Annotated in this window: 17 protein-coding genes and 2 pseudogenes; 9 read left to right on the plus strand and 10 right to left on the minus strand. The window is 74.1% G+C overall.

Annotated elements, in window-relative coordinates:
- Positions 1 to 78: 78 nt before the first annotated feature.
- From ACIO92_RS30300 to ACIO92_RS30330, 7 genes and pseudogenes are all read right to left on the minus strand, one after another.
- Positions 79 to 813, minus strand: coding sequence for a hypothetical protein (locus tag ACIO92_RS30300; protein WP_402283566.1), 735 nt, complete (start codon positions 811 to 813; stop codon positions 79 to 81).
- Positions 814 to 1219: 406 nt separating this feature from the next.
- Positions 1220 to 2005, minus strand: a complete 786-nt coding sequence (locus ACIO92_RS30305) for a polysaccharide deacetylase family protein (protein ID WP_366443635.1) — start codon at positions 2003 to 2005, stop codon at positions 1220 to 1222.
- A gap of 222 nt (positions 2006 to 2227) precedes the next feature.
- Positions 2228 to 2647, minus strand: a complete 420-nt coding sequence (locus ACIO92_RS30310; protein ID WP_366443634.1) for a hypothetical protein — start codon at positions 2645 to 2647, stop codon at positions 2228 to 2230.
- 194 nt (positions 2648 to 2841) lie between these two features.
- The gene (locus tag ACIO92_RS30315; RefSeq protein WP_366443633.1) at positions 2842 to 4389 is read right to left on the minus strand and encodes an ATP-dependent DNA ligase; all 1548 of its coding nucleotides are present in this window, start codon (positions 4387 to 4389) and stop codon (positions 2842 to 2844) included.
- Between the two features lie 302 nt (positions 4390 to 4691).
- Entirely contained in the window at positions 4692 to 6002 is a 1311-nt protein-coding gene (locus ACIO92_RS30320) for a DUF6397 family protein (RefSeq protein ID WP_402283563.1), read from the minus strand.
- Positions 6003 to 6148: 146 nt separating this feature from the next.
- A complete protein-coding gene (locus tag ACIO92_RS30325; protein ID WP_366443631.1) occupies positions 6149 to 6562 on the minus strand; it encodes a roadblock/LC7 domain-containing protein in 414 nt (137 codons plus the stop codon).
- 332 nt (positions 6563 to 6894) lie between these two features.
- A pseudogene (locus tag ACIO92_RS30330) lies at positions 6895 to 7203 on the minus strand (ATP-binding protein); the annotation flags it as partial.
- Positions 7204 to 7262: 59 nt separating this feature from the next.
- Between ACIO92_RS30330 and ACIO92_RS30335 the strand changes: the two are divergent.
- The 7 genes and pseudogenes from ACIO92_RS30335 (at position 7263) to ACIO92_RS30365 (ending at position 16065) form a co-directional block, all read left to right on the plus strand.
- Entirely contained in the window at positions 7263 to 7871 is a 609-nt protein-coding gene (locus ACIO92_RS30335; protein ID WP_402283560.1) for a class I SAM-dependent methyltransferase, read from the plus strand.
- A gap of 816 nt (positions 7872 to 8687) precedes the next feature.
- Positions 8688 to 9110: a hypothetical protein gene (locus ACIO92_RS30340; RefSeq protein WP_402283558.1), complete on the plus strand. Its 423-nt coding sequence runs from the start codon at positions 8688 to 8690 to the stop codon at positions 9108 to 9110.
- Between the two features lie 417 nt (positions 9111 to 9527).
- Positions 9528 to 10265, plus strand: a complete 738-nt coding sequence (locus tag ACIO92_RS30345) for a hypothetical protein (RefSeq protein WP_402283556.1) — start codon at positions 9528 to 9530, stop codon at positions 10263 to 10265.
- 211 nt (positions 10266 to 10476) lie between these two features.
- Positions 10477 to 12756 (plus strand): transporter substrate-binding domain-containing protein, encoded by a 2280-nt coding sequence (locus ACIO92_RS30350; RefSeq protein ID WP_402283639.1) that lies wholly within the window; start codon positions 10477 to 10479, stop codon positions 12754 to 12756.
- A gap of 147 nt (positions 12757 to 12903) precedes the next feature.
- Positions 12904 to 13239 carry a hypothetical protein gene (locus ACIO92_RS30355; RefSeq protein ID WP_366443626.1) on the plus strand — a complete coding sequence of 112 codons (336 nt, stop codon included), beginning with the start codon at positions 12904 to 12906 and terminating at the stop codon, positions 13237 to 13239.
- A 112-nt stretch (positions 13240 to 13351) separates the two neighbouring features.
- A pseudogene (locus ACIO92_RS30360) lies at positions 13352 to 14360 on the plus strand (hypothetical protein).
- 328 nt (positions 14361 to 14688) lie between these two features.
- Positions 14689 to 16065, plus strand: a complete 1377-nt coding sequence (locus ACIO92_RS30365) for a tannase/feruloyl esterase family alpha/beta hydrolase (RefSeq protein WP_402283555.1) — start codon at positions 14689 to 14691, stop codon at positions 16063 to 16065.
- 48 nt (positions 16066 to 16113) lie between these two features.
- Here ACIO92_RS30365 and ACIO92_RS30370 read toward each other — a convergent pair whose 3' ends face one another.
- Both ACIO92_RS30370 and ACIO92_RS30375 read right to left on the minus strand, forming a co-directional pair.
- Positions 16114 to 16659: an MOSC domain-containing protein gene (locus ACIO92_RS30370; protein ID WP_366443757.1), complete on the minus strand. Its 546-nt coding sequence runs from the start codon at positions 16657 to 16659 to the stop codon at positions 16114 to 16116.
- A gap of 113 nt (positions 16660 to 16772) precedes the next feature.
- A complete protein-coding gene (locus ACIO92_RS30375; protein ID WP_402283553.1) occupies positions 16773 to 17861 on the minus strand; it encodes a fatty acid desaturase family protein in 1089 nt (362 codons plus the stop codon).
- Between the two features lie 287 nt (positions 17862 to 18148).
- Between ACIO92_RS30375 and ACIO92_RS30380 the strand changes: the two genes are divergently transcribed.
- On the plus strand, positions 18149 to 21199 hold the full coding sequence (locus tag ACIO92_RS30380; protein WP_402283552.1) for an SNF2-related protein: 3051 nt from the start codon (positions 18149 to 18151) through the stop codon (positions 21197 to 21199).
- Positions 21196 to 22545, plus strand: coding sequence for an SWF or SNF family helicase (locus ACIO92_RS30385; protein WP_402283550.1), 1350 nt, complete (start codon positions 21196 to 21198; stop codon positions 22543 to 22545). The genes ACIO92_RS30380 and ACIO92_RS30385 overlap by 4 nt, the downstream gene beginning before the upstream one ends.
- Here the strand turns inward: ACIO92_RS30385 and ACIO92_RS30390 are convergent.
- Positions 22526 to 23413 (minus strand): hypothetical protein, encoded by an 888-nt coding sequence (locus ACIO92_RS30390; RefSeq protein WP_402283548.1) that lies wholly within the window; start codon positions 23411 to 23413, stop codon positions 22526 to 22528. The two genes, ACIO92_RS30385 and ACIO92_RS30390, sit on opposite strands and share 20 nt — an antisense overlap.
- Positions 23414 to 23578 lie beyond the last annotated feature (165 nt).

The following is a 23578-nucleotide window of genomic DNA, read 5'->3' on the forward strand; positions in this document are numbered from 1 at the left end:
AACGCCGCCGGTCGTCGGCGCCGTGATCGTGACCACCGTCCCCTTCCGGAACGGGCCGGGTGACGGCGAAGGCGTGCGTCACGGATGGCTCGTGCCCTGCTCCGGGAGGGTGGTGGGTCCTGCCGGTTCGGCCGCCCGTCTCAGCGTGCGGGCGCGCAGTTCCCGGTAGGTGGTGACCTCGCCGTGGCGCAGGGCGCGGATCGTACCGGGTTCGACGGCTTCGAGCCGGGCACGGACGGCGGCGAGTGCGCCCTCGGGGCCGCATCGGGCGATGTCGGCCGGACGGGGCAGGTCGGAGTACGACTCGCCGGAGTACGGCCGGTCGGGGTGCGGCCGGTCGGACGGTGACGCGCAGCCGGTCCGGCGGGCGAGGGCCTCCCGGTGAGCGGGGTCGGTTCTCGTCCCGGACCGGGCGTCGAACTGGAGTCCGTCGACAGTGACCCCGGAAGTGACCCCGGAGAGGAAGGGGCCGTGCCGGTCGCCGTAGAGCCCGCCGCGAGCGACGGTGAGGCAGCCGCCCCTGGAGAGAGTGAGGGTGGTCGTGAAGGAGTCTGCTCCGGGACCGACACCGAAGGGCTCCGCCCACGGGGCGCGGTTCACGTCGGGCGCGCGGGGCCTCTCCGTGAGGGCGAGGAGTCGGCCGTCCGGGCACTCCGCGACGAGCCGGTGTTCGGCGACCGCGAACCGCGTGTCCCGAGCCGCCCCGCCGGAGGTCAGGGAACTGTCGGGCACCACGGTGGTGCAGCCGGAGAGCATCAGCGCACCAGCTGCGGCGAGGAGGGTGCGGTGGGTGCGCGAGGTCGCTCGGATCATGGTGTCCCCCTGTGATCGTCCCTGTTCGGAACGGTGAGCGGGGGGTGCTTCTCCCCCGCTCGGGATGATCGGTGCCCGAGTACGGGGCCACCATGCGGGCCCTCACTCGAACGGGTCGGATCCGCCGGAGCACGCGCCTCCCGGGCGCCGTCGGCGCACCCTCCGGCACCCCTCACCGAAGGGCGGGAGTGCGGGAAGTCCGGGAACGACAGAGCCCCGGCTGGACGGGGGATTCCAACCGGGGCCGATCTGCCGTGACGCGAAGAGCGGTCGCCTCTGGGGGGGGAACCTGGGGACCGGACCCCTTCGCCGTCACATACCTATGAACGGTCGACCTTTCCCCAATGTTCCGAGAACGCCCGTGTGGGCGGTGTGAGTCACCTCACCCGGTTTTCGACGGTTCTCGTCAGTCCTTCTCCGGGCGGTAGACGGCGCCCGGCTCCGCCTTGCCGGGGGCGAGCAGCTCCGACACCGTCACGAAGGTGAAGCCGCGCCGCTTCAGCTCGTCGATGATCGAGGGAACGGCGGGCACCGTACCGTCGTAGATGTCGTGGAGCAGGATGATGCCGTCGCCATGCGCCTGTTCGAGCACACGCTGGCGGATGAGGGCGGAGTCGTTGGTGGAGTAGTCCTTGGCCGTGATGCTCCACAGGATCTGGGCCAGTCCGAGTTCCTTGCTGACCTCGGAGACCGTGTCGTCGGTACGGCCCTGCGGCGGACGCATCAGAGTGGGCTTGCGGCCGGTGATCTTCTCCACGGCGTCCTGGGTCCTGGACAGCTCCTCCCGGACCTCCGAGGCGTCGAGGTCGGTCAGGATCCGGTGGGTCCAGGTGTGGTTGGCGACCTCGTGCCCCTCGTCGGCGATGCGCTTGACCACCTTGGGATAGCGGTCGACGTGCTTGCTGCCGAGGAGGAAGAAGGTCGCCGGGACCTTCTCCTCCTTGAGGACGTCGAGGAGTCGGGGCGTGTCCTTGCCCGGACCCGCGTCGAAGGTCAGCGCTATGCACTTGACCTTGTCGCAGTCGACCCGGCGCGAGGGAGCGGCCTCCTTCGCGTCCGCGCCCGCCTCCCCCCGGGCGTCCTGCGGGGTGACGGTGTCCATTCCGCAGCCGCCGAGCGTCAGCATCAGAGACGCGGTGGCGAGCAGCGCGGCGGCCGCTCCCTTGCGTCGGCCCAGCTTGGATCGGAACATATCGGAACCCGCTTCCCCTGTGGTGTCTTCGGTACAGCCGGAAACCGCCAGGTCAGGATGGTTTGCACGACCGATCAAGCACTCTACACATGGTGTATACCGAGAAGGGTCACCGGGGTCGCACGGCGGGCGCGAAACCGCCGACCACCGGTTCCGTCGCACCCGGGTGTCAGCGTTCTCCGCGTTCTCCGCGCCCCTGCCACGGGGAATCGGGGGTGGCTCTCAACGAGACGCGAGCAGCAGACGCGCCTCGGTCTCCTGGTCACCGGAGACCGATTGCAGGGATCGGACGTCGAAACCCACGGCCAGGGTCTTCTCGACCGCTTCGACAGCGTGGTAACCGCCGGTGAGCGTGACGCCGACCGGTGCTGTCAACGAGGCGGGAGTCGCCTCCCGGCGCTGCCCGCCCGCCGTGTCGAAAGTGGCCGTCCATACGGTGACAGCGGGCCCTGAGGCCGCCTGCGGGCTCGAAGCCGTCACGTCCTCCCGCTGGTAGACGCCGTCGAGCACGTCGAAAACGGCCTGGGCGTCCTCCCGGCAGCAGTCACTGAGCTGCACGGTGACATCGGTGTCGATGTGCAAGTCGTACACGTCGCTCATCTCCTCGCGGCCCGCAGGTCGCACGGTGGCCGTCCTGTCCATCGCGCCGACCGCTCCTCCTGGCACGTCTCCAGCATCCCTCGCGGGCCTCCCGCCCGCGAGGGATGACGCCCGCCCCTCCCTCGGGTGCTCCGTGGCGCGCCGCGACCGCTGCGGGCGCCCGCATCCCACTCGCCCCTCGGCGCCTCTCTCCGCCGTACTCCTCCTCTCGGCTCAGTGGAGTCCGACGATCCGACTCAGTGCAGCCCGACGACGTCCTCGATCGTGTCGGCCTCGGCGGCCGGTTTGTCGGGCCGGTGCCGTACGACCCGGGCGAACCGCAGGGTCACACCCGCCGGGTAGCGCGAAGAGGCCTGGAGCCCGTCGTAGGCGATCTCGACGACCAGTTCGGGCCGGACCCGCACGGTGAATCCGTCGTCCTCCACCGCCAGTTCACCGAGCCGCTCCGTCTGCCGGCGCAGCATCTCGTCGGTGAGCCCCTTGAAGGTCTTTCCGAGCATGACGAAGCCGCCGTCCGCGGTCCGGGCGCCGAGGTGCAGGTTGGACAGGAGCCCGGTCCTGCGCCCGTGGCCCCACTCGGCCGCGAGGACGACGAGGTCGAGCGTGTGGACGGGTTTCACCTTGAGCCAGGCGCGCCCCCTGCGCCCGGCGACGTACGGGGCGTCCAGGGCCTTCACGAGCACACCCTCGTGCCCCCGCGCCAAGGTGTCGGCGAAGAACCGCTCGGCGGCCTCGACCTGCGCCGGGTCGCCCGGATCGGTGACGACGAGGCGCCCCACCCGCTGGGAGGCGGGAAGGAGCCGGGCCAGCACCGCGTGCCGTTCCCGCCCCGGCCGGTCGATCAGTTCCTCGCCGTCGGCCGCGAGGACGTCGAAGAAGACCGGCGTCAGCGGCAGTGCGGCACTCGCCCCGGCCACATCGGTACGGGAACCGACCCGGCCCGCGATGGACTGGAACGCGGCGGGACGCCCCGTCCCGGGATCGACGGCGATCACCTCACCGTCCAGGACGAACGCGTCGGCGGCCACCGCACGGGCCGTCGCCACCGCCTCGGGCAGCCGGTCGGTGATGTCGTCCAGGGAACGGGTGTGGACGCGGACCTCGTCACCGAGCCTGTGGACCTGGACGCGGATGCCGTCGAGCTTCTCCTCGACCGCGCAGGGGCCGACCAGCCCGATCGCCTCGGTGACCGAAGCCGCGGTGTGCGCCAGCATGGGCTGCACCGGAGTGCCGACCCGCAGACTGAACCGGTCGAGCGCGGAGACCCCCTCGGTGAGGACGGCCCGCGCCACCGGCGGCAGCGACCCTTCGAGCATCACCGCGCGCCGCAGCGCGGTGGCGGGAACGCCCGCCGCCCGCGCGACGCCCTCCAGCGCCACCGCGTCCAGGGCCCCCTGCCGCACTTCCCCGGCCAGGAGCCGCAACAGCAGTTCCTGTTCGCCGTGGGTGGCGGTGGCGAACAGGGCGCGCACCAGTTCCGACCGCCGCGCGCGGGCCCCCGCCCCGGAGACCCCGGCCAGCTCCGTCATCGTCGCGTCCACCCGCCCCAACGTCAGCTCCGGCCGCTCGACGGGCGGCACAGCGGGAGGCACGACCTCTTTGAGAACGCTCCACCCGACCCCGATCCGCCCCTGCGGCAGCCGACCCGACAGATAGGCGATGACCAGGGGGCTCTCCGCAGGCTCAGCCTCCACGAACAACTCGGCGAGCAACTCGGTCTTGCGCGAGCGCGCGGGAGTGGCGGCGACCTCTCTGGACACCTCCGCGACACGGGAGAACATCATGCCCCCATCGTCCCCACAACCCCGTTCCTCCCGCACGCCGACGCGAAATCCGGCACGGGCCCCAGACACCAACGCCCGCACGCGCTCCTGCCTCCCCTGCCCCCCCTGTGGCCCCCTCCCCTCCCCAGCCTCCTGCTTCCCGCTTCCCGCCAGCACCCGGCACCCCGGCACCCCGGCACCCGCGACAGCACGGCATCACGGAGGACTGTGCGGTGCGGGGCAGATCCACATCGCTCGGGCGAGCGGGGCCGGGGCCGGAGGTACGTCGGGGCAGGTGGCGGCCGACACCCTGGCCCGGATCGTCAGGGCCAGGTGTCCTCGCGTCCGCGCCGATCGGGCCGTCGCCCGCCCGCCCTTTCACACGCTCGACGGAACCGGGCGAACAGCCCACCGCAGGCCGCCCTGCCGGGTGGCCGGTCCTCCGCCGGAAGGCGCCCGGCGGGCGCGACGACGGCCGAGGGCATCGGAAGCACGGGCGGGAGCATCGGAGGCACAGCCGGGGGCATCGCGGGCACGGGCGGAGGCGCCGGGCCTACCGGCGGCATCACGGGAGGACGGTTCACAGGCACCCTCAACGGCGCCCCGGGCCCTGTCGGCCTCGGAGCTCCCGAAGTCATCGAAGCCCCAGGAGTCTGCGAAGTCCCCGGAGAGCCCGCAGGGCTCAGAGGCCCCGGACGTTCACCCGGCCGCTGCGGCACCCCCGGCGGCAAGGGCTCGGTGAGCCCCCGCACCCCCGTCCGACCAGCCGAAGCGCCGGTCCGGAAGGGTCCGCCTCCCTCCCGCGTCCCCGGTGGTGTCCACCTCGTCGCTCGGTCCCACCCGGCGGCGGTCTCCCACGGGACCGGCTTCCGCTCACTCCCCCTGGTCCCCTCCCCCGGGTGCGGCGCCTCGCGCTCGGCGCGGGCCTCGTCGAGGGCCAGGGCCAGACTCAGCCGGTGCCACAGGATCTCGTCCGGGTCGTCGGCCCGCGTCAGTCGCTCGGCGATGTCCCGGGCCGCCACGGCGCGCAAGGACAGGCCCGGGAGCGGCGGCGGGCGCAGCCGGTCGAGGTGGTGTCGTTCGTAGGGGTCGTCGACGACCTCGGCCACCTGCACCGGGTCGAGCAGGTCGGCGATGGCCGCGGCCTTGGCCCACGGGTCGTCCGTGGCGCGGAGCTGAGCGCCGAGCCGACGGGTCCGCCAGTTCCTGGGGCGCAGGTCCTCGTCGGCGGCGAGGCGGTCGCGGAGTCGTTGGGGCAGGCGCCCGGTGAGCAGGTCGGGGCAGAGGAGCCCGAACTCGACCACTTCCTCGGCGAGGTAGGTCCACACGACCGCCCGGTAGCGGTTCAGCGAGAACCGCACCGGATTGAGGTGCCCGGTCCTGACCAGCCGGGTGAAGCGCTCCGGAGTGATCGCCAGGAGCGCCGCCGCCTCGGCCGTACCGACCGCCCTCACCCGGTCGCGCAGCCCGGCGGGGAAGTCGGGCGCGGCCTTGAGCCGGTCGATCTCGCGGTGCTCGACCCTTCGTCGCCCGCTCTCACCCGCCGGTACCGTCCTCACCAGGCCGATCTGGACCGCGAGCTGGAACTCTTCGCGCCTCAGCTCCAGTTCTCGCGCGGCCCGCCCCGGTGCCACCGTGCGTACTCCTTCGTCCACCGCCATTCCGCGGCCCTCCCCGTGCTTCTCCGTGTCTTCGTGCCGTGAGTCCGTCGGACCCACTCCACGAAAGTAACTCAGAGTCACGAAGGTCGCACGGCCTGTGGACAACGAGTGTCAGGGCGTCAGAACGACCCTCCGCCCAGCCCGCCGGGCTGCCGCGCCTCCACGGCGAGGTGCTCGCCGACCCGGTTGACCAGCAGGGTCATCTCGTACGCCACCTGACCGACGTCCGCCTCCGCCGCGCTCAGCACGCAGAGGCAACTGCCCTCGCCCGCCGCGGTGACGAAGAGCAGCGCCTCGTCGAACTCGACCATCGTCTGGCGGGCCCTGCCCGCCCTGAAGTGCCGTCCCGAGCCCCTGGCGAGGCTGTGCAGGCCGGAGGAGACGGCTGCCAGGTGCTCGGCGTCCTCCCGTACGAGCCCGCTGCTCGCACCCGTCACCAGGCCGTCGTTCGAGAGCACCAACGCGTGTCGTATGAACCCGACGCGTTGGGTCAGGTCGTCGAGCAGCCAGTCAAGTCCCTTGTCCAGTGCCATCAGTGGTCCTCCCCCTGCTTGGTGTGTCCCCTGCGGGCCGGGCTCCCGTGGTCCGGACCGCTGTGGTCAGCCGTATCGCCGCAAGCCTTACGCACTGTCGTGAACAGGGCAAGCACCCCACCACGCCCGCGCGTGCCGCGGGAATCCCGGCCCCGTGGCGCGGAATCCAGAGGCGGGACGGGCTCACGGTGGGTGTGGCGCCGGGGTACGGCGGATCAAGGAGGGCGGACGCTCGCCGGGGCGTGCTCCCGTACGCCGACGCGCGCTCCCTGATGACGTACGGCTACCGGGAGGACGGGGTGGTGGTCCTGACGGTCGGACGGGCCGGATCGGTTCGCCGTGTCCAGGAAGCGGGCCGTGTGGACCCGGCCCGCGTGCTCGACGGCACGGATGAGGACCTCCTTTCCGGAGTCCCGGTCGGGCGCGTCGCACAGGACGACCGGGGCGCCCCGGTACAGGTCGAGGGCGCGAGAGACATCAGCGGCTCCGTGGGCACGCGCGCCGGTGAAGCAGTCGGCCGCGGCCACGAAGGGGATCTTCCGGTGCTCGAAGTGGTCGACCGCCGGGAAGCAGCCCTCCAGGCGGCGGGTGTCGGCGAGGACGACGGCTCCCAGCGCGCCCTGGGGCAGGTCGTCCCACAGGACCTTCCGGGCGGGATTACCTCCGGATGTCCTCCCCGAGGGTGAGGGATCATGGGCCCATGAGCGATGACCCCACGCGTGTACGAGAGTTCTTCGGCTCCCGGGCCGCCCACTGGGACTCCCGGTTCCCCGACGACGGCCCCGCGTACACCGCCGCCGTGGAGTCGATCGGTCTGCGCCCCGGGGACGCGGTGCTCGACGCGGGCTGTGGAACCGGGCGGGCGCTCCCGCCGCTCCGGGCGGCCGTCGGCCCCTCCGGTACCGTCCTCGGCGTCGACCTCACGCCCGAGATGCTGGAACAGGCCGTCCTGGCCGGACGCGGCGGTCCCGGCGGATCCGCCACGCTGCTGCGCGCGGACGTCGGGCGGCTTCCGGTGCGGGACGGCGCGCTGAACGCGGTCTTCGGGGCGGGACTCGTCTCCCACCTCGCGGATCCCGTCGCCGACCTGCGCGAACTCGCCCGTGTCGTCCGGCCCGCGGGGCGCCTCGTCCTCTTCCACCCCATCGGCAGGGCCGCCCTCGCCGCGCGCCACGCCCGCGAGATCACCCCGGACGACCTGCGCGCGGAGCCCCGGCTCGGCCCGGTGCTCGCCGAGGCGGGCTGGCGACTCGTGGGTTACGTCGACGAGGACGCCCGTTATCTGGCGACGGCCGTCCGCGAAGGCTGAGGGACACCGTTGTGCGCTCCCTTCACGCCGGGGGCGCACGGTCATGCGGCGCAACACTGTGCCCGGACACCCCGATGCCGGGAGTGACGTTCTCCGCCGACAGGTGATCGACCTTCCGACCTGAGGAAACCTTTCCCCGTTTCTGCAGGTGAATCGGGTGCACGGAGAACAAGCGCCCCGGGAAACAGGAGGAATGAGATGGCCCGCCACAGATGGACGGGCGGTGTGGCCCTCGGCGCGGTGGCACGGGGAGTCACCACCGTCACCGGATTCGCCGCGCCACGGGACAGCGGTACGGCAGCCCGGCGGCGCGGGAGCGGGACATGCGGGCAGCCGTGGCGGCGGGTGCGCTCAGCCCGGACACCGGGGAACGGACCACCGGCCGCACCCACCCCGAAGGTGAGGGGCCCCCGGGCCGCGGCACGAGCACCCGCACGCGTGCGGCCGACACCGACACCGGTGCCGCCGGAACCGGAACCGAAGCCGGGACTGGAGCGGGGGAACCGGGGAGCGACTACGTGCGGGAGTGGGTCGCCCAGGTCCTGCCCGCCGCCCTCGCCCCGGTGTGCGGCACCGGCTACGGCCAGGAAGTAACGTTTCCCCTCTTCGGTGACGTGACCGTACGGGCGGTCGAGGAGGCTCGTACGACCATCGGGTCCACCCTCGTCTGGCACGGAGTCGTACCCGGCACCACCGACCAGAACGTGGTCGTGACCCTCGACGGCGGCTGCGACAGGCCCCGGCAACGAGATCCTCTCCGCCCAGTTCCTCCTCGGCGGAGACCTCTACCCCGTCGAGCCCCTGGCGCCGGGCCGGGTGACGGTAGCCCAGCTCACCCCGCTCACCGACGAGGACGAACAGCCCGCCGAAGGCCGCGCTGGTCGCGGAGGCCCGCGGCACCCGGGGCCGGGCCACCACCCGTCCGCCACCACCAGGGCCGCCGCGGCCTGCAAGGGCGGCAAGGGGTACGCCCTCATCGACACCCTGGTCGGCCACACCCCGGGCGCGCGCACCGAAGCGGGCGGCGAGGCACAGATCAAGGCCGTGGCCGCCAAGGGAGTCGCCCTCGCCAACGACGCCTTCGCCACCAGCGGCACCAAGGTCCGGCTGCGTCTGGTCGGCACCGCCCTGGTGGACGTCCCGGCCTCTCGGGACGCGGTGGACAACTCCCTGCTCGGTGCCGTCGCCACCCCCGGCGACGGCGTGGCGGACGATTTCCCCGAGCTTCGGGACCGGTAGCCGACCTCGTGTCCGTCATCGCCGCCGGGCGAGCCTCCGGCGGTCTCGGGTACACACCGCCCGACCCAGGCCCCGAGACCGCCGCCTGGGGCTACAACGTGGTCGGCCGGACCGCGATCCCCCGCTTCTCTATGGGCCACGAGATCGGCCACAACCTCAGCGCGGACCACGACCGGGTCACCCAGCCCGTGCAGCCGGAGAACGGCGCCACCGGCTACTTCCCGGCGTCGGGCGTCTGGTCGTCCCTGATGGCCTACGAGTCGAGCTGCCGCAAGGCGCCGAGGGCGCCTGCACCGGGATCAACCGCTTCAGCAACCCCCGCCAGAGCTACCGGGGCGAACCGATCGGCGTACCGCTCGACTCGACAAGCCGCTGTCGTCCGACACCGCCGACGTCCTGAGCGGGACGGGCACCGCCGTGAGCGCCTACCGGGCGGCCAGGACCTCGGACACCCTGTGCACGGTGACCGCCTCGGTCGCCCTCAAAGTCGCGGGCACGGTCGAGGCCGTGCTCCCCGGTCCCTATCCCCAGGGCACCGCCACCACCCATGACGGGGTCGCCGCCAAGGGGTACGTGTTCAGCGGCTGGACCCTCGACGGGAAGGCCGCGAGGGGCGGTGCGACCGGCTTCCGCGTCCCGGCCGGTGACCACACCCTCCTCGCCACCTTCAAGAAGGGCACCACGCCCACGTCCACGGTCACCACGAAGACCAGCGGCGGCGGAACGGTGAAGAAGGCCCCCGCCAAGCGCGCCGAACCGGCGGGCGCCGACCTGCTCCACCAGGCCACGCCCGCCACCGGCTGGAGCTTCGCCGGACGGACGCTCGACGGGTCGAGCGCGGGGAACGCCGACACCGTCGGCATCGGCGTCGGCGCCCACGACATGGAACTCGTCGCGAGCTTCGAGCAGCGACGGCACGCTCTGGAGCTGGAGTGCGAGGGCGGGCGCGGACGCGTCTCCCTCTCGCAGGACGGCCCGTACGCGGACGGCGCCACGGTCATCGCCACGGCCGTGCCCGAGCCCGGGTCCGGGTTCGTGGGCTGGCGGCTCGACGGGGAGCCGTACGGCGGTGACGCGGACCGCGACGGCGGCGAGACCGCGATCACCTTCGAGGAGACCGGTCGCACACGGACGGCGGTCTTCGGACGGGCGTAGGCCCCCGCCCCGGCCCGGATGTGACCAGGGGTCACATCCGGGCTGTGGAAAACTCCGAGAGGGCCTTCCCGATGTGGCAGAGTCGGTGCCGGGTGGCAGCCCGGCGGGACGTGACAGGACCACGCCGGACCACGACGGGGCGAGGGGGCTGTGGGTGGCACGGGTGATCGACGGCCGGTTCGAGCTGGTGGCGCGGCTCGGCGGGGGCGGCATGGGGACCGTGTGGAGGGCACGCGACCTGGCGTTGCACCGCGAGGTGGCCCTCAAGGAGGTCCGCCCGCCCGATCCCGCGCTCGCCGAGTACGACCCCGAGGCCGCACGGGAGCTGCGGACCAGGGTGCTGCGCGAGGCCCGCGCGCTGGCCCGCCTGGCCCACCCCAGGGTGGTGACCGTCCATCACATCGTGGACGGCGGCGAGGGCACGTACCCCTGGCTCGTCATGGAGCTGGTCGACGGCGGTTCGCTCCAGGACCGGCTCGACCGTGGCCGCCTCACGGTCGGCGAGGCGGCCACCCTGGGGCGCGGCATCCTGGCCGGACTGCGGGCCGCCCACGCGGCGGGTGTCCAGCACCGGGACGTCAAGCCCCCCAACATCCTGCTCAGACCGGACGACGGGCCCGTCCTCACGGACTTCGGGATCGCGGCGATCCACGGAGCCACCGCCCTCACCGCCGCCGGCTCCATCATCGGTACGCCCGACTACATGGCGCCCGAGCGGGTCGCGGGCGAGGAGGGCGGACCGGCCTCGGACCTCTGGTCGCTCGCCCTGACGCTGTACGTGGCCGTGGAGGGCCGCCATCCGCTGCGCCGGGCCAACACCCTCGCCACACTGGCGGCCGTCCTCGGCGAGGACGTGCCACCGCCCCGACGTGCCGGGGCGCTCACTCCCGTACTGACGCGGGTCCTCGTCCGGGACCCGGCCGCACGCCCTGACGGGGCGGCACTCGACCGGATGCTGGCGGAGGTCGAGGCACGCGCCGGAGCAGACCCCCGTACCGCGCCGGAGGCCGAGGACCGGGCACCGGACACCGGTCCGGCGGCGGGCGCCGCTCCGGATCTGGTGCCGGGCCCCCCTCCCCGCCCGGCTGGAGGTGTCGCTCCATGGGCGGTGGGTGCCGCGCCGGCCGCGCCGGAGCACATCGCCCCGCCCGCGCCCGGAGTCGCGCTGCCGGGCGAGCGGAGCGAGGGCGTCCGCCAGGAGCCCGGGGAGGGGAGCGCACCCGATGCCCCGGCCGGCGCGACACCGGCGGCGCCCGACGCGCCGCCCCGCCTCACGCCCGGCTCCATACCCGGGGGCCCACCCGGCCCGGCGAACGGCTCCGCAAGCGATGCCGCACCCGGTGACCCGCCCGGCCCTGGACAGGGATTCCCCTCGGGCTCCACGCCCCGGGTTCCTGACACCTCCGCGCCCAGCGCTCCTCGCGGCCTTCCGGCCTTCGTCCCGCCCGCTGCCGCGTCCACGTTCCACCCGTCGTCGGTCCCGCCGCCCGGCGCCCCCGCTCCGTTCGTCGACGCGGTCGCCCCGGCCACCGGCCCCGCCCGTCCCGTGCCGCCGTTGCCGGACCGGCCGCCCGTGGCCCGGACACGGCGCGGCGCGCTGTACGCCGGTGCCGGGGCCGTCGTCCTCGCCCTGGGCGGGGTCCTCGCGTGGAACCTCCTCCCGTTCGGCGGGAACGGGCCCCAGGGCGACGGTGACGGCTCGGCGGGCAAGGCGCCCTCCTCCCCCGCCCCGTCCACGAGAACGGGCACGGAGGAGGGGAAGCCGTCCGGGGGGACCGGAGAGAAGATCAGCATCGGGATCAAGTCCGACCAGCCCGGTCTCGGCTGGAAGCGGCCCGACGGCGGATACGAGGGGCTCGACGTGGACGTGGCCACCTATGTGGCCGGGGCTCTGGGACACGACCCGGCCGCCATCACCTGGAAGGAGGTCCGCAGCGCCACCCGTGAGGCCTCGCTCATCGCCGGTCAGGTGGACCTCGTGGTGGCCACGTACACGATCAACGACAAGCGGAAGCAGGAGGTCGACTTCGCCGGGCCCTATCTCGTGGCCCATCAGGACGTGCTGCTGCGGGCGAACGACACTTCCGTGCGGACCAGGTCCGACCTCAACGGCAAGAAGGTCTGCGCCGTCACCGGCTCCACGCCGGTACTCCTCATCAGGACGACGCTCGCGCCTCAGGCGGAGGTCGTGACGCACAGCGCCTACACGCGCTGCGTCACCGAACTGGCCTCGGGCGGTGTCGACGCCGTCACCACCGACGACGCGCTGCTCGCCGGATACGCCGCACAGGAGCAGTTCAAGGACCGGTTCAGACTCGCCGGTTTCGCCGTCACGGAGGAGCGGTACGGCATCGGACTCCCGAAGGGAAGCCCGCTCCGGGCACGGATCACGACCGCGCTGGAGCGGATGATCTCCGACGGGAGCTGGCACAGGGCCGTGCAGAAGAACCTTCCGCTGCTGCGGACGGACACCCCGCCGAAACCCGAGTAGTCGCGGGATCGGCCCGGGGAGGGCGCAAGCGCTTACCGCAAGCGGAACGGCTCTTCGGCCTTTGCCGTCGACGCACCCTTCTGCCGGGGCACTTCACTGTCTACGGTGGTGGTGCCGGGCAGTCGTGCCCGGGGGAGGCGGTGGGGTGTGGCACGAATACCCGACGGACTGCGCAGGCTTCTTCCGGCCGCCCGGCGCGCACCACGGGCCGAGGCCCCCGCGCCCGTACGGCCCCGGCAGGGGCACAACCTGTTCGAGGCGGCGGCGGAGTACGTGGCCGCCTGTGCCGAGGAGGATCCGGCGCGGGCGGAGGAGGCGGCGGGCCGGGTCTCTCCGGGAATGCTGTCGTTCGGTGTCCACGAACTGGCCTGCCGGGCCCTGCTCGCGCTGGCCCGGGAGCGGAACGAGTCGCCGGACGCGGTGGCGCGTTCACTGCTCGGTCTCCGGGAGGAACCGGCCCGGCGACCGGCCGGTGAGACCTGATCTCCGGGCAGGGCAAGGGTCCGGAGCGGCGACACAGGTCACCGCGCCGGACTATGGACAGCTCTCCCTACTGACTGGTTAAGGTGCGCCGACCACCAGAGGGGAGGCCGCTGTGACGGGCACGGACCGGATCGCCGAGGCCGCCGGTGACGCGGATGCCTTGTTCGTGCTCACCGCGGCGCTCCTGACGCCCGCGCGCTTCCCGAGCGTGCTCGGCGACGACTACCCGGCGGCCTGTGCCGCGCTGGGGCTCGCACCGTACGCGGACGGATACGGGCTGCTGTTCGGCCAGGACGGGCTCGGGGCGCGGTGGACGGTCGTCGTGGACGACGTGTCCCTGGTCGCGGTCGCCATCGTCCTGGGACTGCGGCATGGCCTACGACCTGTCCCCCGACGAGAACTCGGTCGTCGCCGGGCTGCCGGGCTGGCCGCTCCCCGTGGCGACCCGCGCGCCGGGCGTGCCCGCGCCGCACGACCCGGCACCGGAGGAGGGTAATCCGCCCCCGCTGGCGCCACCGCGCGACGACGAGTGGGGTCCGGCGCAGCGCCGTACGGGGGCCGACGAGGTGGCGCGCCAGTGGTCGGTCTGGCGGGCGCGGGTGGCCGACGACGGGACGCTCGGGTCGCCCGTGTCCGCCGGGGGCCGCGACGCCACGACCACCGCCCCGGCCGCCACCGGTCCCGGAGCCATCGTCGGAACCGGAGACATCGCCGGTCCCGGGGGACTCGGCGGAGCCCGGCCCGACTCCTCGCACACGCCCCCCGGAGCCCGATCCGGACCCCGGGCCCCCGCCGCAACCGGATCCGGTCCCGCCGCCCAGGGCTCCGCCCTCAGCCCCGCCACCGATCCCTACGACGGGGTCCGCAGGGCGCTCGACCAGCTCCGCGGCTATCTGGAGGACCCGCCCCCGGCCGGTCGGGTGCGGTCCGACACGGGAGCCGCCGGAGGCGGGCGGACGCTGCGGGCCGACGGGCCTGGGTGGTCGCTGGTGGCCCGGACCGACGACATGGCGTTCGTCCTCCTCGACGAACTGCCCCGCGCGGTGCTCCCGGTGGCCCGGGGAGCCCGGCTGCCCGCGCTCCTCTCGCGACTCGACGCGATGGCGCTGCGCCCGTCCTGAACGGTCTCCCGGACCCGGCTCCCCGCACGGAGTCACCGGCCTCCCCGAACCGGTTTCCCGCTCCCCGCACCCGACTCCCGGCCCCCGGCTCCCCACTCCCCCGGCCGTGGTTTCCGGCTTCCGGTGGCCGGGCCCGCCCCCCTCGCCCGGCTCCCCGCTCTCAGCCCACGGCCCGGTGCTCCCCATCCGCCGTTTCCCCGTCCCTCAGAGGATTCATCACACCCCACAAGATCCCTCCTCGGCATGGGGGCCGGACCCATGGCCCGGTGGTGGGTGCGCGCCGCACGATGTGGCGCCGCACCCCTTCCCGTACCACCGGAGGTCCACCATGCGCCTGTTCCCGGGCGTCTCCCTGCTCGTCGCGTTCCTGACCGGGGTCACCGTCCTCGCCCCCGCGAGTCCCGCCGGGGCGCGGGACCGGGCCGGCGGGCACTGTGCCCGACAGGAACGGCTCCGGGTGCCCGGAGCCGAGCACCAGCGGTCCGCGTGCCTGAACGACCTGACGACCGCGGGGCTCGCGGGAACCCCGTACACCGACATGGCGGACCAGTCGGGTCTGGCCGCGCGGGGGACCCGTAACCCCTCGGGCGTGCCGGGGGTGCAGATCGACGGGTACTTCCCCGACGACTCACGTCTCAACGCCACCCACGGCTGGGCGCACGACGCGCAGTTCGTGATCCGGCTGCCCGACCGCTGGAACGGCGGTCTGGTCGTCACGGGCGCGCCGGGCACTCGACGCCAGTACGCCACGGACGCGCTGATCTCGGACCAGGTCCTCGCCCGGGGCTTCGCGTACGCCGCCACCGACAAGGGCAACACGGGACACGACTTCTTCACCGACGGCCGGGAGCCGGGTGACGCGGTGGCCGAGTGGAACCGCCGGGTGACCGAACTGACGAGGGCCGCGAAGCAGGCCGTACGGCAGCGGTACGGCCGGACACCCGCGCGGACGTACATGACGGGGATCTCCAACGGCGGCTATCTGACGCGCTGGCAGCTGGAGAACCGGCCCGAGCTGTACGACGGCGGGGTGGACTGGGAGGGCGTGCTGTGGACGTCGCACGGTCCGAACCTCCTCACCGGTCTGCCCGTGACGGTCGCCAGGTCGCTGGGGCGGGCCACCGACGAGGATCTGATCGGGGCGGGCTTCGCGCCGGGGTCGCGGTTCCTGTGGCCGTACCACGAGCAGGTCTACTGGGGTCTGACGCAGAAGGTCTTCCGGGCCGAGTTCGATCCCTCGTACGATCCGGCGTGTCCCGGTGCGACGGCCGGTGGCACCGTGGAGCAGGTCTTCGCGCCCTGCGCGTCGGACGCCTTGTACGACTACGCGGCGCGTCCGACGGCCGTCCACCGGGCGGTGGCGAAGGTGGCGCTGACGGGCCGGATCGGCAGGCCGCTGATCACCCTGCACGGGGACCTGGACGCCCTGCTGCCCATCGCCACCGACTCCGACGTGTACGCGCGGATGATCGACGGTCGGGGGCGGGGCGGGCTGCACCGGTACTACACGGTCCGGGGCGGCACGCACGCCGACGGCTTGTACGACACGTTCCCGGACCGGCTGCGGCCGATCCTGCCGTGCTACCGCTCGGCGTTCGACGCGCTGACACGCTGGGTCGAGAGGGGCACGCGGCCGCCCGCCGACCGGACGATCGAGAAGCCCGCGCACGGTGATCCGGTCGGTTCCTGCTCCCTGGAGGACTGACCGGCGTCCGCCCGGGGCCGGGGCTCCGCGGCGGCCCCGAGTCCGGTCTCAGACCTTCTCCAGCGGGCGGTGCGGGCCCTCGGGCAGTTCGACGCGGATCGGATCGCCGGGCCTGATCTCGCCGCCGGTGAGGACGACGCCCATGATCCCGGCCTTGCGGACGATCCCGCCGTCCTCGTCGCGGCCGACGACCCGCTTGAGGAGTCCGTGCCGGAAGCCGTCGATCTGCGCGCAGGGGTTGCGCAGTCCGGTGACCTCGACGACGGCTTCGGCGCCGAGGTGCAGGCGGGTGCCGGTGGGCAGACCGAGGAGGTCGATGCCCCGGGTGGTGACGTTCTCGCCGAGGTCGCCCGGGGCCACCTCGAAGCCCGCTTCCGCGACCTCGTCGAACAGTTCGGCGTGGATGAGGTGGACCTGGCGCAGATTGGGCTGGGTCGGGTCCTGGGCGACCCGGGAGCGGTGCTTGACGGTCACGCCCGCGTGGACGTCGCCCTCCACGCCGAGCCCGGCGACGAGGGTGATCCGCTCCCGGTTGGGCTTGGTGAAGGTGTAGGTGTCGTTGCTGCTGACCGTGGTGACCGTGGCGACGCTCATGATGAGGAGTTCCCCTTCTCCGCTGTCCGGCGGGGTCTCCGCCGTCCTGTGCCGGTGCACCGGCACAGCGGCCACCGAACCGATGATCACATCGCGCGTGATCTCCTTCGACCCTACTGCGCGCCCTCGGAACGCAGGCTCGCGCCCACCTCGTGCAGATGGCCGAGGGCCTGGCGGTACGAGTCCACGAAGCCGGTCTCCGTGTACGGGACCCCGAGCGCCGCGCAGTGGGCCCGGACGGCCGGCTGGGCGAGGCGCAGGTGCGGGCGCGGCATACTCGGGAAGAGGTGGTGCTCGACCTGGTAGTTGAGTCCGCCGAGGAACCAGTCGGTCAGGATGGCGCCCCGGATGTTGCGCGAGGTGAGGACCTGGCGCCGGAGGTGGCCCCAGTCGTCGCCGTCCGGATGCTCGTCGGGCCGTTCCATGCCCTTGTGGTTGGGGGCGAAGGCCATGCCCAGGTGCAGGCCGAACAGCATCTGGTGGAGGAGGGCGAAGACGAGGGCCTGGGCCGGGGTGAGGAGGGTCAGCAGCAAGGTGGCGTACCCCGCGAAGTGGGCCAGGAGCAGTCCGCCTTCGACGAGCCGTTCGCGCCGGGTGCGGCAGGGTCCGTCCGGTGCGAGCAGCGACCGTACTCCGTACACCTTGAGCGCGATGCCCTCCAGGGTCGTCAGGGGGAAGAAGAGCAGGGCCTGGTGGCGGGTGAGGAAGCCGCGCGCTCCGGTACGGCCGGTGGTCTGGTGCTCGGCGAAGACGAGGATGTCGGCGGCGACGTCCGGGTCCTTGTCGAGGTGGTTGGGGTGGGCGTGGTGGCGGTTGTGCTTGTCGTTCCACCATTCCCGGCTCATGCCGAGCAGGAGGTTGGCGTGTGCGAGCTGGATGATCCGGCCCGCCCGGCGGTTCGCGGTGATCTGGGCGTGGCCGGCGTCGTGGGCCACGAAGGCGACTCGGGCGGAGAACAGTGCGAGGGGCACCGCGAGCGGCAGGGCCCACCAGGAGGGGCCGGTCAGGGCGAGCCCGGCGACCACGGCGGCGATGCCGAGCAGGTTGACCGCGATGCCACGGGCGTACCACCCGGGGCGGTGCTGGAGGAGGCCCTGTTCCCTGATCGTGCGCAGGAGCGGGGTGAACTCGCTGCCGCCCCGGGGGCGGGCGGGCGCCGGGGAGGGGGCGACGGCCGGTGGCGGGACGGTGGCCTGGGACATGGCGGGGCTCCGGGTTCTCTGGGACGGCTGGGGGCGCGATGGGGTCGGCCGTCGTGCGGTGGCGCATCGGTCGTCGGGTGCCCACCGAAAACGTACGGAGGGGCGGCAGGACCGGGCCATGGCGTCACCACCCGGCCCGCGCCGGGGGTGCGCCGGGGGTCCGGGGTAGGGCGATCCCCACCCCAGATCCATGTGTCTTGAATCACATACTCACCCTGTGTTCCGGGGCGGCCCGGCAAGGTATCCTCGGCCGCTCAGTCTTCGGGTAGTCAAATTTGAGGAATGTGTTGTCGCTGTCGCACGGACTTGACGATTCGGCCCGCGAACCCGCTTGTGGAACCGCCCCCGGCCCCCTCGGGGAACCGACCGGGACGCTCGCCCGCCACTCCGCCGTCTTCCTCCCCGCCGATCCGCCCCGCGCGGGCCGGATCGCGTTCTGGTCGGCGGACGGCGAGCCGCTCCCGGAACTCCCGCACGGGTCCGCCGAACTCACGGTGGTGGACGGTGCGGAGCTGCGGGCCGTGACCGTTCCCGCGTACACCCTTCCCGTACGGGACGCCCTGCCGCTGCTCACCCGGGCCCGGTTCGCGGAGGGTGCCTCGCCCGCCGCGGCCTTCTGGGGCGCGGCCTCGCTGCTCGGCCTCGGGCTCGTCGCCCGTGGGCTGCTCCTGCCGGGCCTCACCCCGGGCGACCACGACGCCTGGCGGGCCGGGCCGCTCGGCCCCGGCGAACTGGCGGAACTGCGCACGCTCGCCGCGTCGATGCCGCCCACGGCCCATGCCGTCCCGCTGGCGGCGACGGACGGGCAGCCGTCCGGGGCTCCGCTCCTCCCCGAACCGGAGGCGCTCCTGCGCGCGTTCGTGGACGCCGTGGCGGACTGCCTGCCCCGCACTCCGGCGGCTCCGCTCGCGGCCGGCGGGCCCGCCTTCGCGGCGGACACGCCGGTCGCCGTGCCCGAGCACCGGGCCTGGGCCGCCGACGTGGCGGCCGTGCACGACGCCGGTGTGCGGCTCTCGCTGCGGCTCGAACTCCCCGGGTTCACCGCCGGATCGAGCGAGGCGCCCGCCTTCCGGGCCGTCCTGCAGCTGCACGACGTCGCCGACCCGACACTGGTCGCGGACGCGGCCGAGGTGTGGGCGGGCACCGGACGCACCGCGACCGCGTTCGGGCCCAGGGCCCGGATGGACGCCCTGCTCTCGCTGCGGCGCGCCGCGCGTGCCTGGCCGCCGCTCGCGCCGCTCCTGTCGGCGGCGGTGCCGGACACCGTCGAACTCGCCGACGAGGAGGTCACGGAACTGCTGGGCCGGGCGGGTCCGGCCCTGGCGGCGGCCGGTGTGCAGGTGCACTGGCCGCGCGAACTCGCCGACCGGCTGACCGCGAGCGCGGTCATCGGCCCGGTGGACGGTGAGGGACAGCCGACCGGAACGGTCCCGGAAGGCGCCGGAAGGCCCGCTTCCGACACGCCGGGCGCGACCGACACGCCCGGTGCGCGCGGGAACGCCGGGGACACCGGAGGCATCGGGGACACCGGAGGTGACTCCCCCTCGGCCGCCTCCTCGGCATCGTTCCCCTCCTTCCTCTCCGCCGACGCCCTGCTCGGCTTCCACTGGCGTTTCGCGGTGGGCGACCAGGAGCTGACCCGCGCCGAGCTGGACCGTCTCGCCGAGGCCGGGCGGCCCCTGGTGCGCCTGCGCGACCGCTGGGTGCTCGTCGATCCGGCGGAGGTGCGCAGGGCCCGCGCCCAGCAGGACCGCAAGGTCACCCCGGTGGACGCCCTCTCGGCCGTCCTCACCGGCAGCACCGAGATCGACGGGCGCCCGGTCCCGGTGGCCGCGACCGGCTGGCTGGAGCGGCTGCGGGAACGGATCGCCGCGCCGGAGGGCGCCCGGACCGAGGTCGCCCAGCCCGCCGCGCTCGCCGCGACCCTGCGCGACTACCAGCTGCGCGGGCTCGACTGGCTGCACCGGATGACCTCCCTCGGTCTCGGCGGCTGTCTCGCCGACGACATGGGACTCGGCAAGACCATCACCCTGATCGCCCTGCATCTGCACCGGCAGTCCGAGCCGGACACCACGGGCCCCACGCTCGTCGTCTGCCCGACCTCCCTCATGGGCAACTGGCAGCGTGAGATCGAGAAGTTCGCGCCGGGCACTGCGGTACGGCGCTTCCACGGCGCCGCCCGCGGCCTCGACGACCTCCCCTGCGACGGATTCGTGCTCACCACGTACGGCACCATGCGGCTCGACGCGGCGCGGCTCGCCGGGCGGACCTGGGGACTCGTCGTCGCGGACGAGGCCCAGCACGTCAAGAACCCCTACTCGGCGACGGCCCGGCAGCTGCGGACCATCGGGGCACGCGCGCGCGTGGCGCTCTCCGGGACCCCGGTGGAGAACAACCTCTCCGAGCTGTGGGCGATCCTCGACTGGACCACCCCGGGGCTCCTCGGCGGCCTGGGTGCCTTCCGGACCCGGTTCGCCGCCGCCGTGGAGGGCGGTAGGGACCCGGCGGCGGCCGAACGGCTCGCCGCGCTCGTCCGCCCGTTCCTGCTCCGCCGCCGCAAGTCGGACCCCGGCATCGCGCCCGAGCTGCCGCCGAAGACGGAGACCGACCGGGCCGTCTCCCTGACACCGGAACAGGCCGGACTGTACGAGGCGGTCGTGCGCGAGACGCTCGCGGCCATCTCCGAGGCCGACGGCATGGCACGCCGGGGGCTCGTCGTGAAACTGCTGACCGGCCTCAAGCAGATCTGCAACCACCCCGCCCAGTACCTCAAGGAGGAGCGTCCGAGGATCGCGGGACGCTCGGGCAAGCTGGAACTGCTCGACGAACTCCTCGACACGATCCTCGCCGAGGGCGCCGCCACGCTCGTCTTCACCCAGTACGTCGGCATGGCCCGGCTCCTGGAGACCCATCTCGCCGCCCGGGGCGTGCGGACCCAGTTCCTGCACGGCGGGACCCCGGTGGCCGAACGGGAAGCCATGGTGGCCCGCTTCCAGGACGGGGAGGTGCCGGTCTTCCTGCTCTCCCTCAAGGCGGCGGGCACCGGGCTCAACCTCACCCGCGCGGAGCACGTGGTGCACTACGACCGCTGGTGGAACCCGGCCGTCGAGGCCCAGGCCACCGACCGCGCGTACCGCATCGGCCAGGACCGGCCGGTCCAGGTGCACCGGCTGATCGCCGAGGGCACGATCGAGGACCGGATCGCGGCGATGCTCGACCGGAAGCGGGAACTGGCGGACTCCGTCCTCGGCACGGGCGGCGACGCGCCGTCGGAGCTGACCGAACTGACCGACGCCGAACTGGCGGAGCTCGTACGACTGCGGGGGGACGGACGATGACCGGATACGCACACGGGGACGAGGAACGGACCTTCGCGGCGCTGCCGGCCGCGCGCGGCGGCGGCTTCGCCCGGACCTGGTGGGGCCTGGCGTGGCTCCAGGCCCTTGAGGGCACCGCGCTCGACGGCCAGCAGCTCAAGGCGGGCCGCAGGAACGCGCGGGCGGGCGCGGTGGGCGCCGTGTCGGTGCGGCCCGGCCGGATCACGGCCGTGGTCAAGGACCGCGACGGGACGGCGCACCGGAGCGACGTCCTGGTGCGGGAGTTCACGGACGAGGAGTGGGACCGGTTCCTGGACCTCGCCGTGGACAGCGCGGGACACATCGCGGCGCTCCTCGACCGGGAGATGCCGCCGCACCTCGTGGAGGACGCGGCGGCGGTGGGGCTCGACCTGCTGCCGGGGATCGGCGACCTCGACCCCGAGTGCGGCTGCGAGGCCTGGGACCACTGCCCGCACACCTCGGCCCTCTGCTACCAGGTGGCGCGCCTGCTCGACGAGGACCCCTTCGTCCTGCTGCTCCTGCGCGGACGCGGCGAACGCGCCCTCGTGGACGAGCTCCAGGCCCGCAGCGCCTCGCGCGCGGCACGCGGCGGCCCCGGCGGCGACGACATGCCGGGGGCGGACCGCGCCGTGGGCTTCGGCGGGATGCCGGGCGTGTCGGCCGAGGAGGCGTACGCGGGCGGGTTCCTCCTGCCGCCGCTGCCCGCGCCTCCGGTCGTCCCGGACGTGCCGGGCCGTCCGCCGTCGCTCGACACCGAGACCGATCCGGAGCCGGGAGTGGACCCCGCCGCCCTGGAGTTCCTGGCCACGGACGCGGCGGCCCGTGCGCTCCGGCTGCTGGCCGAAGCGCTCGGGCCGGTGGCCGCGTCCCGTCCCGAGGGCTCGGGCGCGATGCGCGTCGAGCCTTCGCCCACGGTCTCCCAGGACGCGGTGCGGCTCGCGGCGGGCTCCCCCCTGCCGTGGATCACGGCGCGGCTCGCCACCGGTTCGGGCCGGTCCCGGGCGGACCTGGACCTGGCCACGCGCGCGTGGCGGTTCGGCGGCGCCGCCGGTCTCGCCGTACTGGAGGAGGAGTGGACGCCGGACGCCGGGGCGCTGGCACGGGCCGGGGAGCGGCTCGCGGAGTCCTGGGAGGACGACGACCGGCCGCCGCTGCGACGGGCCGGGGGCGCGCGGTGGACGGCCGTGGGCACGGACGCGCAGGTGCGGCTCGGCGAGGACGGGCGCTGGTGGCCGTACGCCAAGTCCGGTGCGCGCTGGTCCCCGGCGGGTCCGGCGGACCGTGATCCGGCGACGGCCCTGGCGACCGCCTTCGCGGCGGGGGCCGCTACCGGAGCCGGTGGCTGAACCTGTCGCCCGAGGGGGCGGCCAGGCTGCACGCGGCGTGCACCGAGCCGAGGAGATGGCTGGTGCGGTACGGGTACTGGACGAAGGTCGTCCAGCGGGTGCCGAGCGACTGTCGTGCGGCCTTGCGGCTCAGTGGTGCCCGGCACAGCAGGGTGGCCGCTTCCCGGATCGCCTGGTCGGTGGCGTAGCGGCCGGTCAGGCGGGGCCGGGCGACGAGTTCGGCGTGGTGCGGCCTGTCGCAGGCGCGCCGCAGCGCGGTGCCCGGCGTGGCGCGGTCGATGTCGAAACAGTCGCCGACGCGCAGGTGCTCGAAGGAGACGGGCGCCCCGCCGGGCCGGTCGCCGCTCGGCCCGGTCGGCGCCGGGCGGCGTGTCGGGGCGCCGGGCCCTGAGCGGGAGGGCTTCGAGGTCGCGGTCCGGCCGGTGGGGGCGGGAGCTTCCGACGGCCCGCCGTCACCCGGGACACCCGGTGCGGACATCACGGACGTAGGCGTTCCGGCAGGTGCTGTGTCGGGCGTGTCGGGCAGCGACGTCCCGGACACCGGCGCGTCGGCCAGGGGCGTGGCGTCGTCCGAACGCGTTCCGCCGAGCGTCCCCGGGTCTCCGTACGGCATCCCGGTGCTCCGGCCCTCGCCGGAGACGGCGGACGGGTCCCCGCCCGGTCGCCCTTCGAGTTCCGTCTCCTGCCCGGCCCCTCCCCTGACGGTCAGGAAGGCAGCCGCCACGAGACCGGCCACCAGCATCGGGACGACCGGCACGCCGAACCGGCGGGCGCGCCGGGCGGCCGGACCGGGCCGGGGCGCGCCGAGCCGGGTGAACCGGACGGACCACCCGGAGTCGGCCCCGGACGCATGCGGGGGTACGGGCACGGGATCGCTCGGCCGGACGGACCCACGCTCGTGCGGAGGCACGGGCACGGGATCACGCGGGCGTACGGGCACGGGCTCGTGCGGAGGTACGGACTCCGGTGAGTCGGACGATTCGCCCCGCACCAGCGGCACACCCGATACGGGCGGTTCTCCCGGAGCGGGCGT

The organism is Streptomyces sp. NPDC087215, from assembly GCF_044744885.1.
In the GTDB taxonomy this organism is placed as follows: Bacteria; Actinomycetota; Actinomycetes; order Streptomycetales; family Streptomycetaceae; genus Streptomyces.

What these genes read in the sequence shown, in the direction of transcription:
- ACIO92_RS30305 (WP_366443635.1), bottom strand. Translation starts at nt 2,005, where the DNA reads ATGTTCCGATCCAAGCTGGGCCGACGCAAGGGAGCGGCCGCCGCGCTG.
- ACIO92_RS30300 (WP_402283566.1), bottom strand. Translation starts at nt 813, where the DNA reads ATGATCCGAGCGACCTCGCGCACCCACCGCACCCTCCTCGCCGCAGCT.
- ACIO92_RS30315 (WP_366443633.1), bottom strand. Translation starts at nt 4,389, where the DNA reads ATGATGTTCTCCCGTGTCGCGGAGGTGTCCAGAGAGGTCGCCGCCACT.
- ACIO92_RS30350 (WP_402283639.1), top strand. Translation starts at nt 10,477, where the DNA reads ATGGGGACCGTGTGGAGGGCACGCGACCTGGCGTTGCACCGCGAGGTG.
- ACIO92_RS30375 (WP_402283553.1), bottom strand. Translation starts at nt 17,861, where the DNA reads ATGTCCCAGGCCACCGTCCCGCCACCGGCCGTCGCCCCCTCCCCGGCG.
- ACIO92_RS30370 (WP_366443757.1), bottom strand. Translation starts at nt 16,659, where the DNA reads ATGAGCGTCGCCACGGTCACCACGGTCAGCAGCAACGACACCTACACC.
- ACIO92_RS30385 (WP_402283550.1), top strand. Translation starts at nt 21,196, where the DNA reads ATGACCGGATACGCACACGGGGACGAGGAACGGACCTTCGCGGCGCTG.
- ACIO92_RS30335 (WP_402283560.1), top strand. Translation starts at nt 7,263, where the DNA reads ATGAGCGATGACCCCACGCGTGTACGAGAGTTCTTCGGCTCCCGGGCC.
- ACIO92_RS30325 (WP_366443631.1), bottom strand. Translation starts at nt 6,562, where the DNA reads ATGGCACTGGACAAGGGACTTGACTGGCTGCTCGACGACCTGACCCAA.
- ACIO92_RS30310 (WP_366443634.1), bottom strand. Translation starts at nt 2,647, where the DNA reads ATGGACAGGACGGCCACCGTGCGACCTGCGGGCCGCGAGGAGATGAGC.
- ACIO92_RS30365 (WP_402283555.1), top strand. Translation starts at nt 14,689, where the DNA reads ATGCGCCTGTTCCCGGGCGTCTCCCTGCTCGTCGCGTTCCTGACCGGG.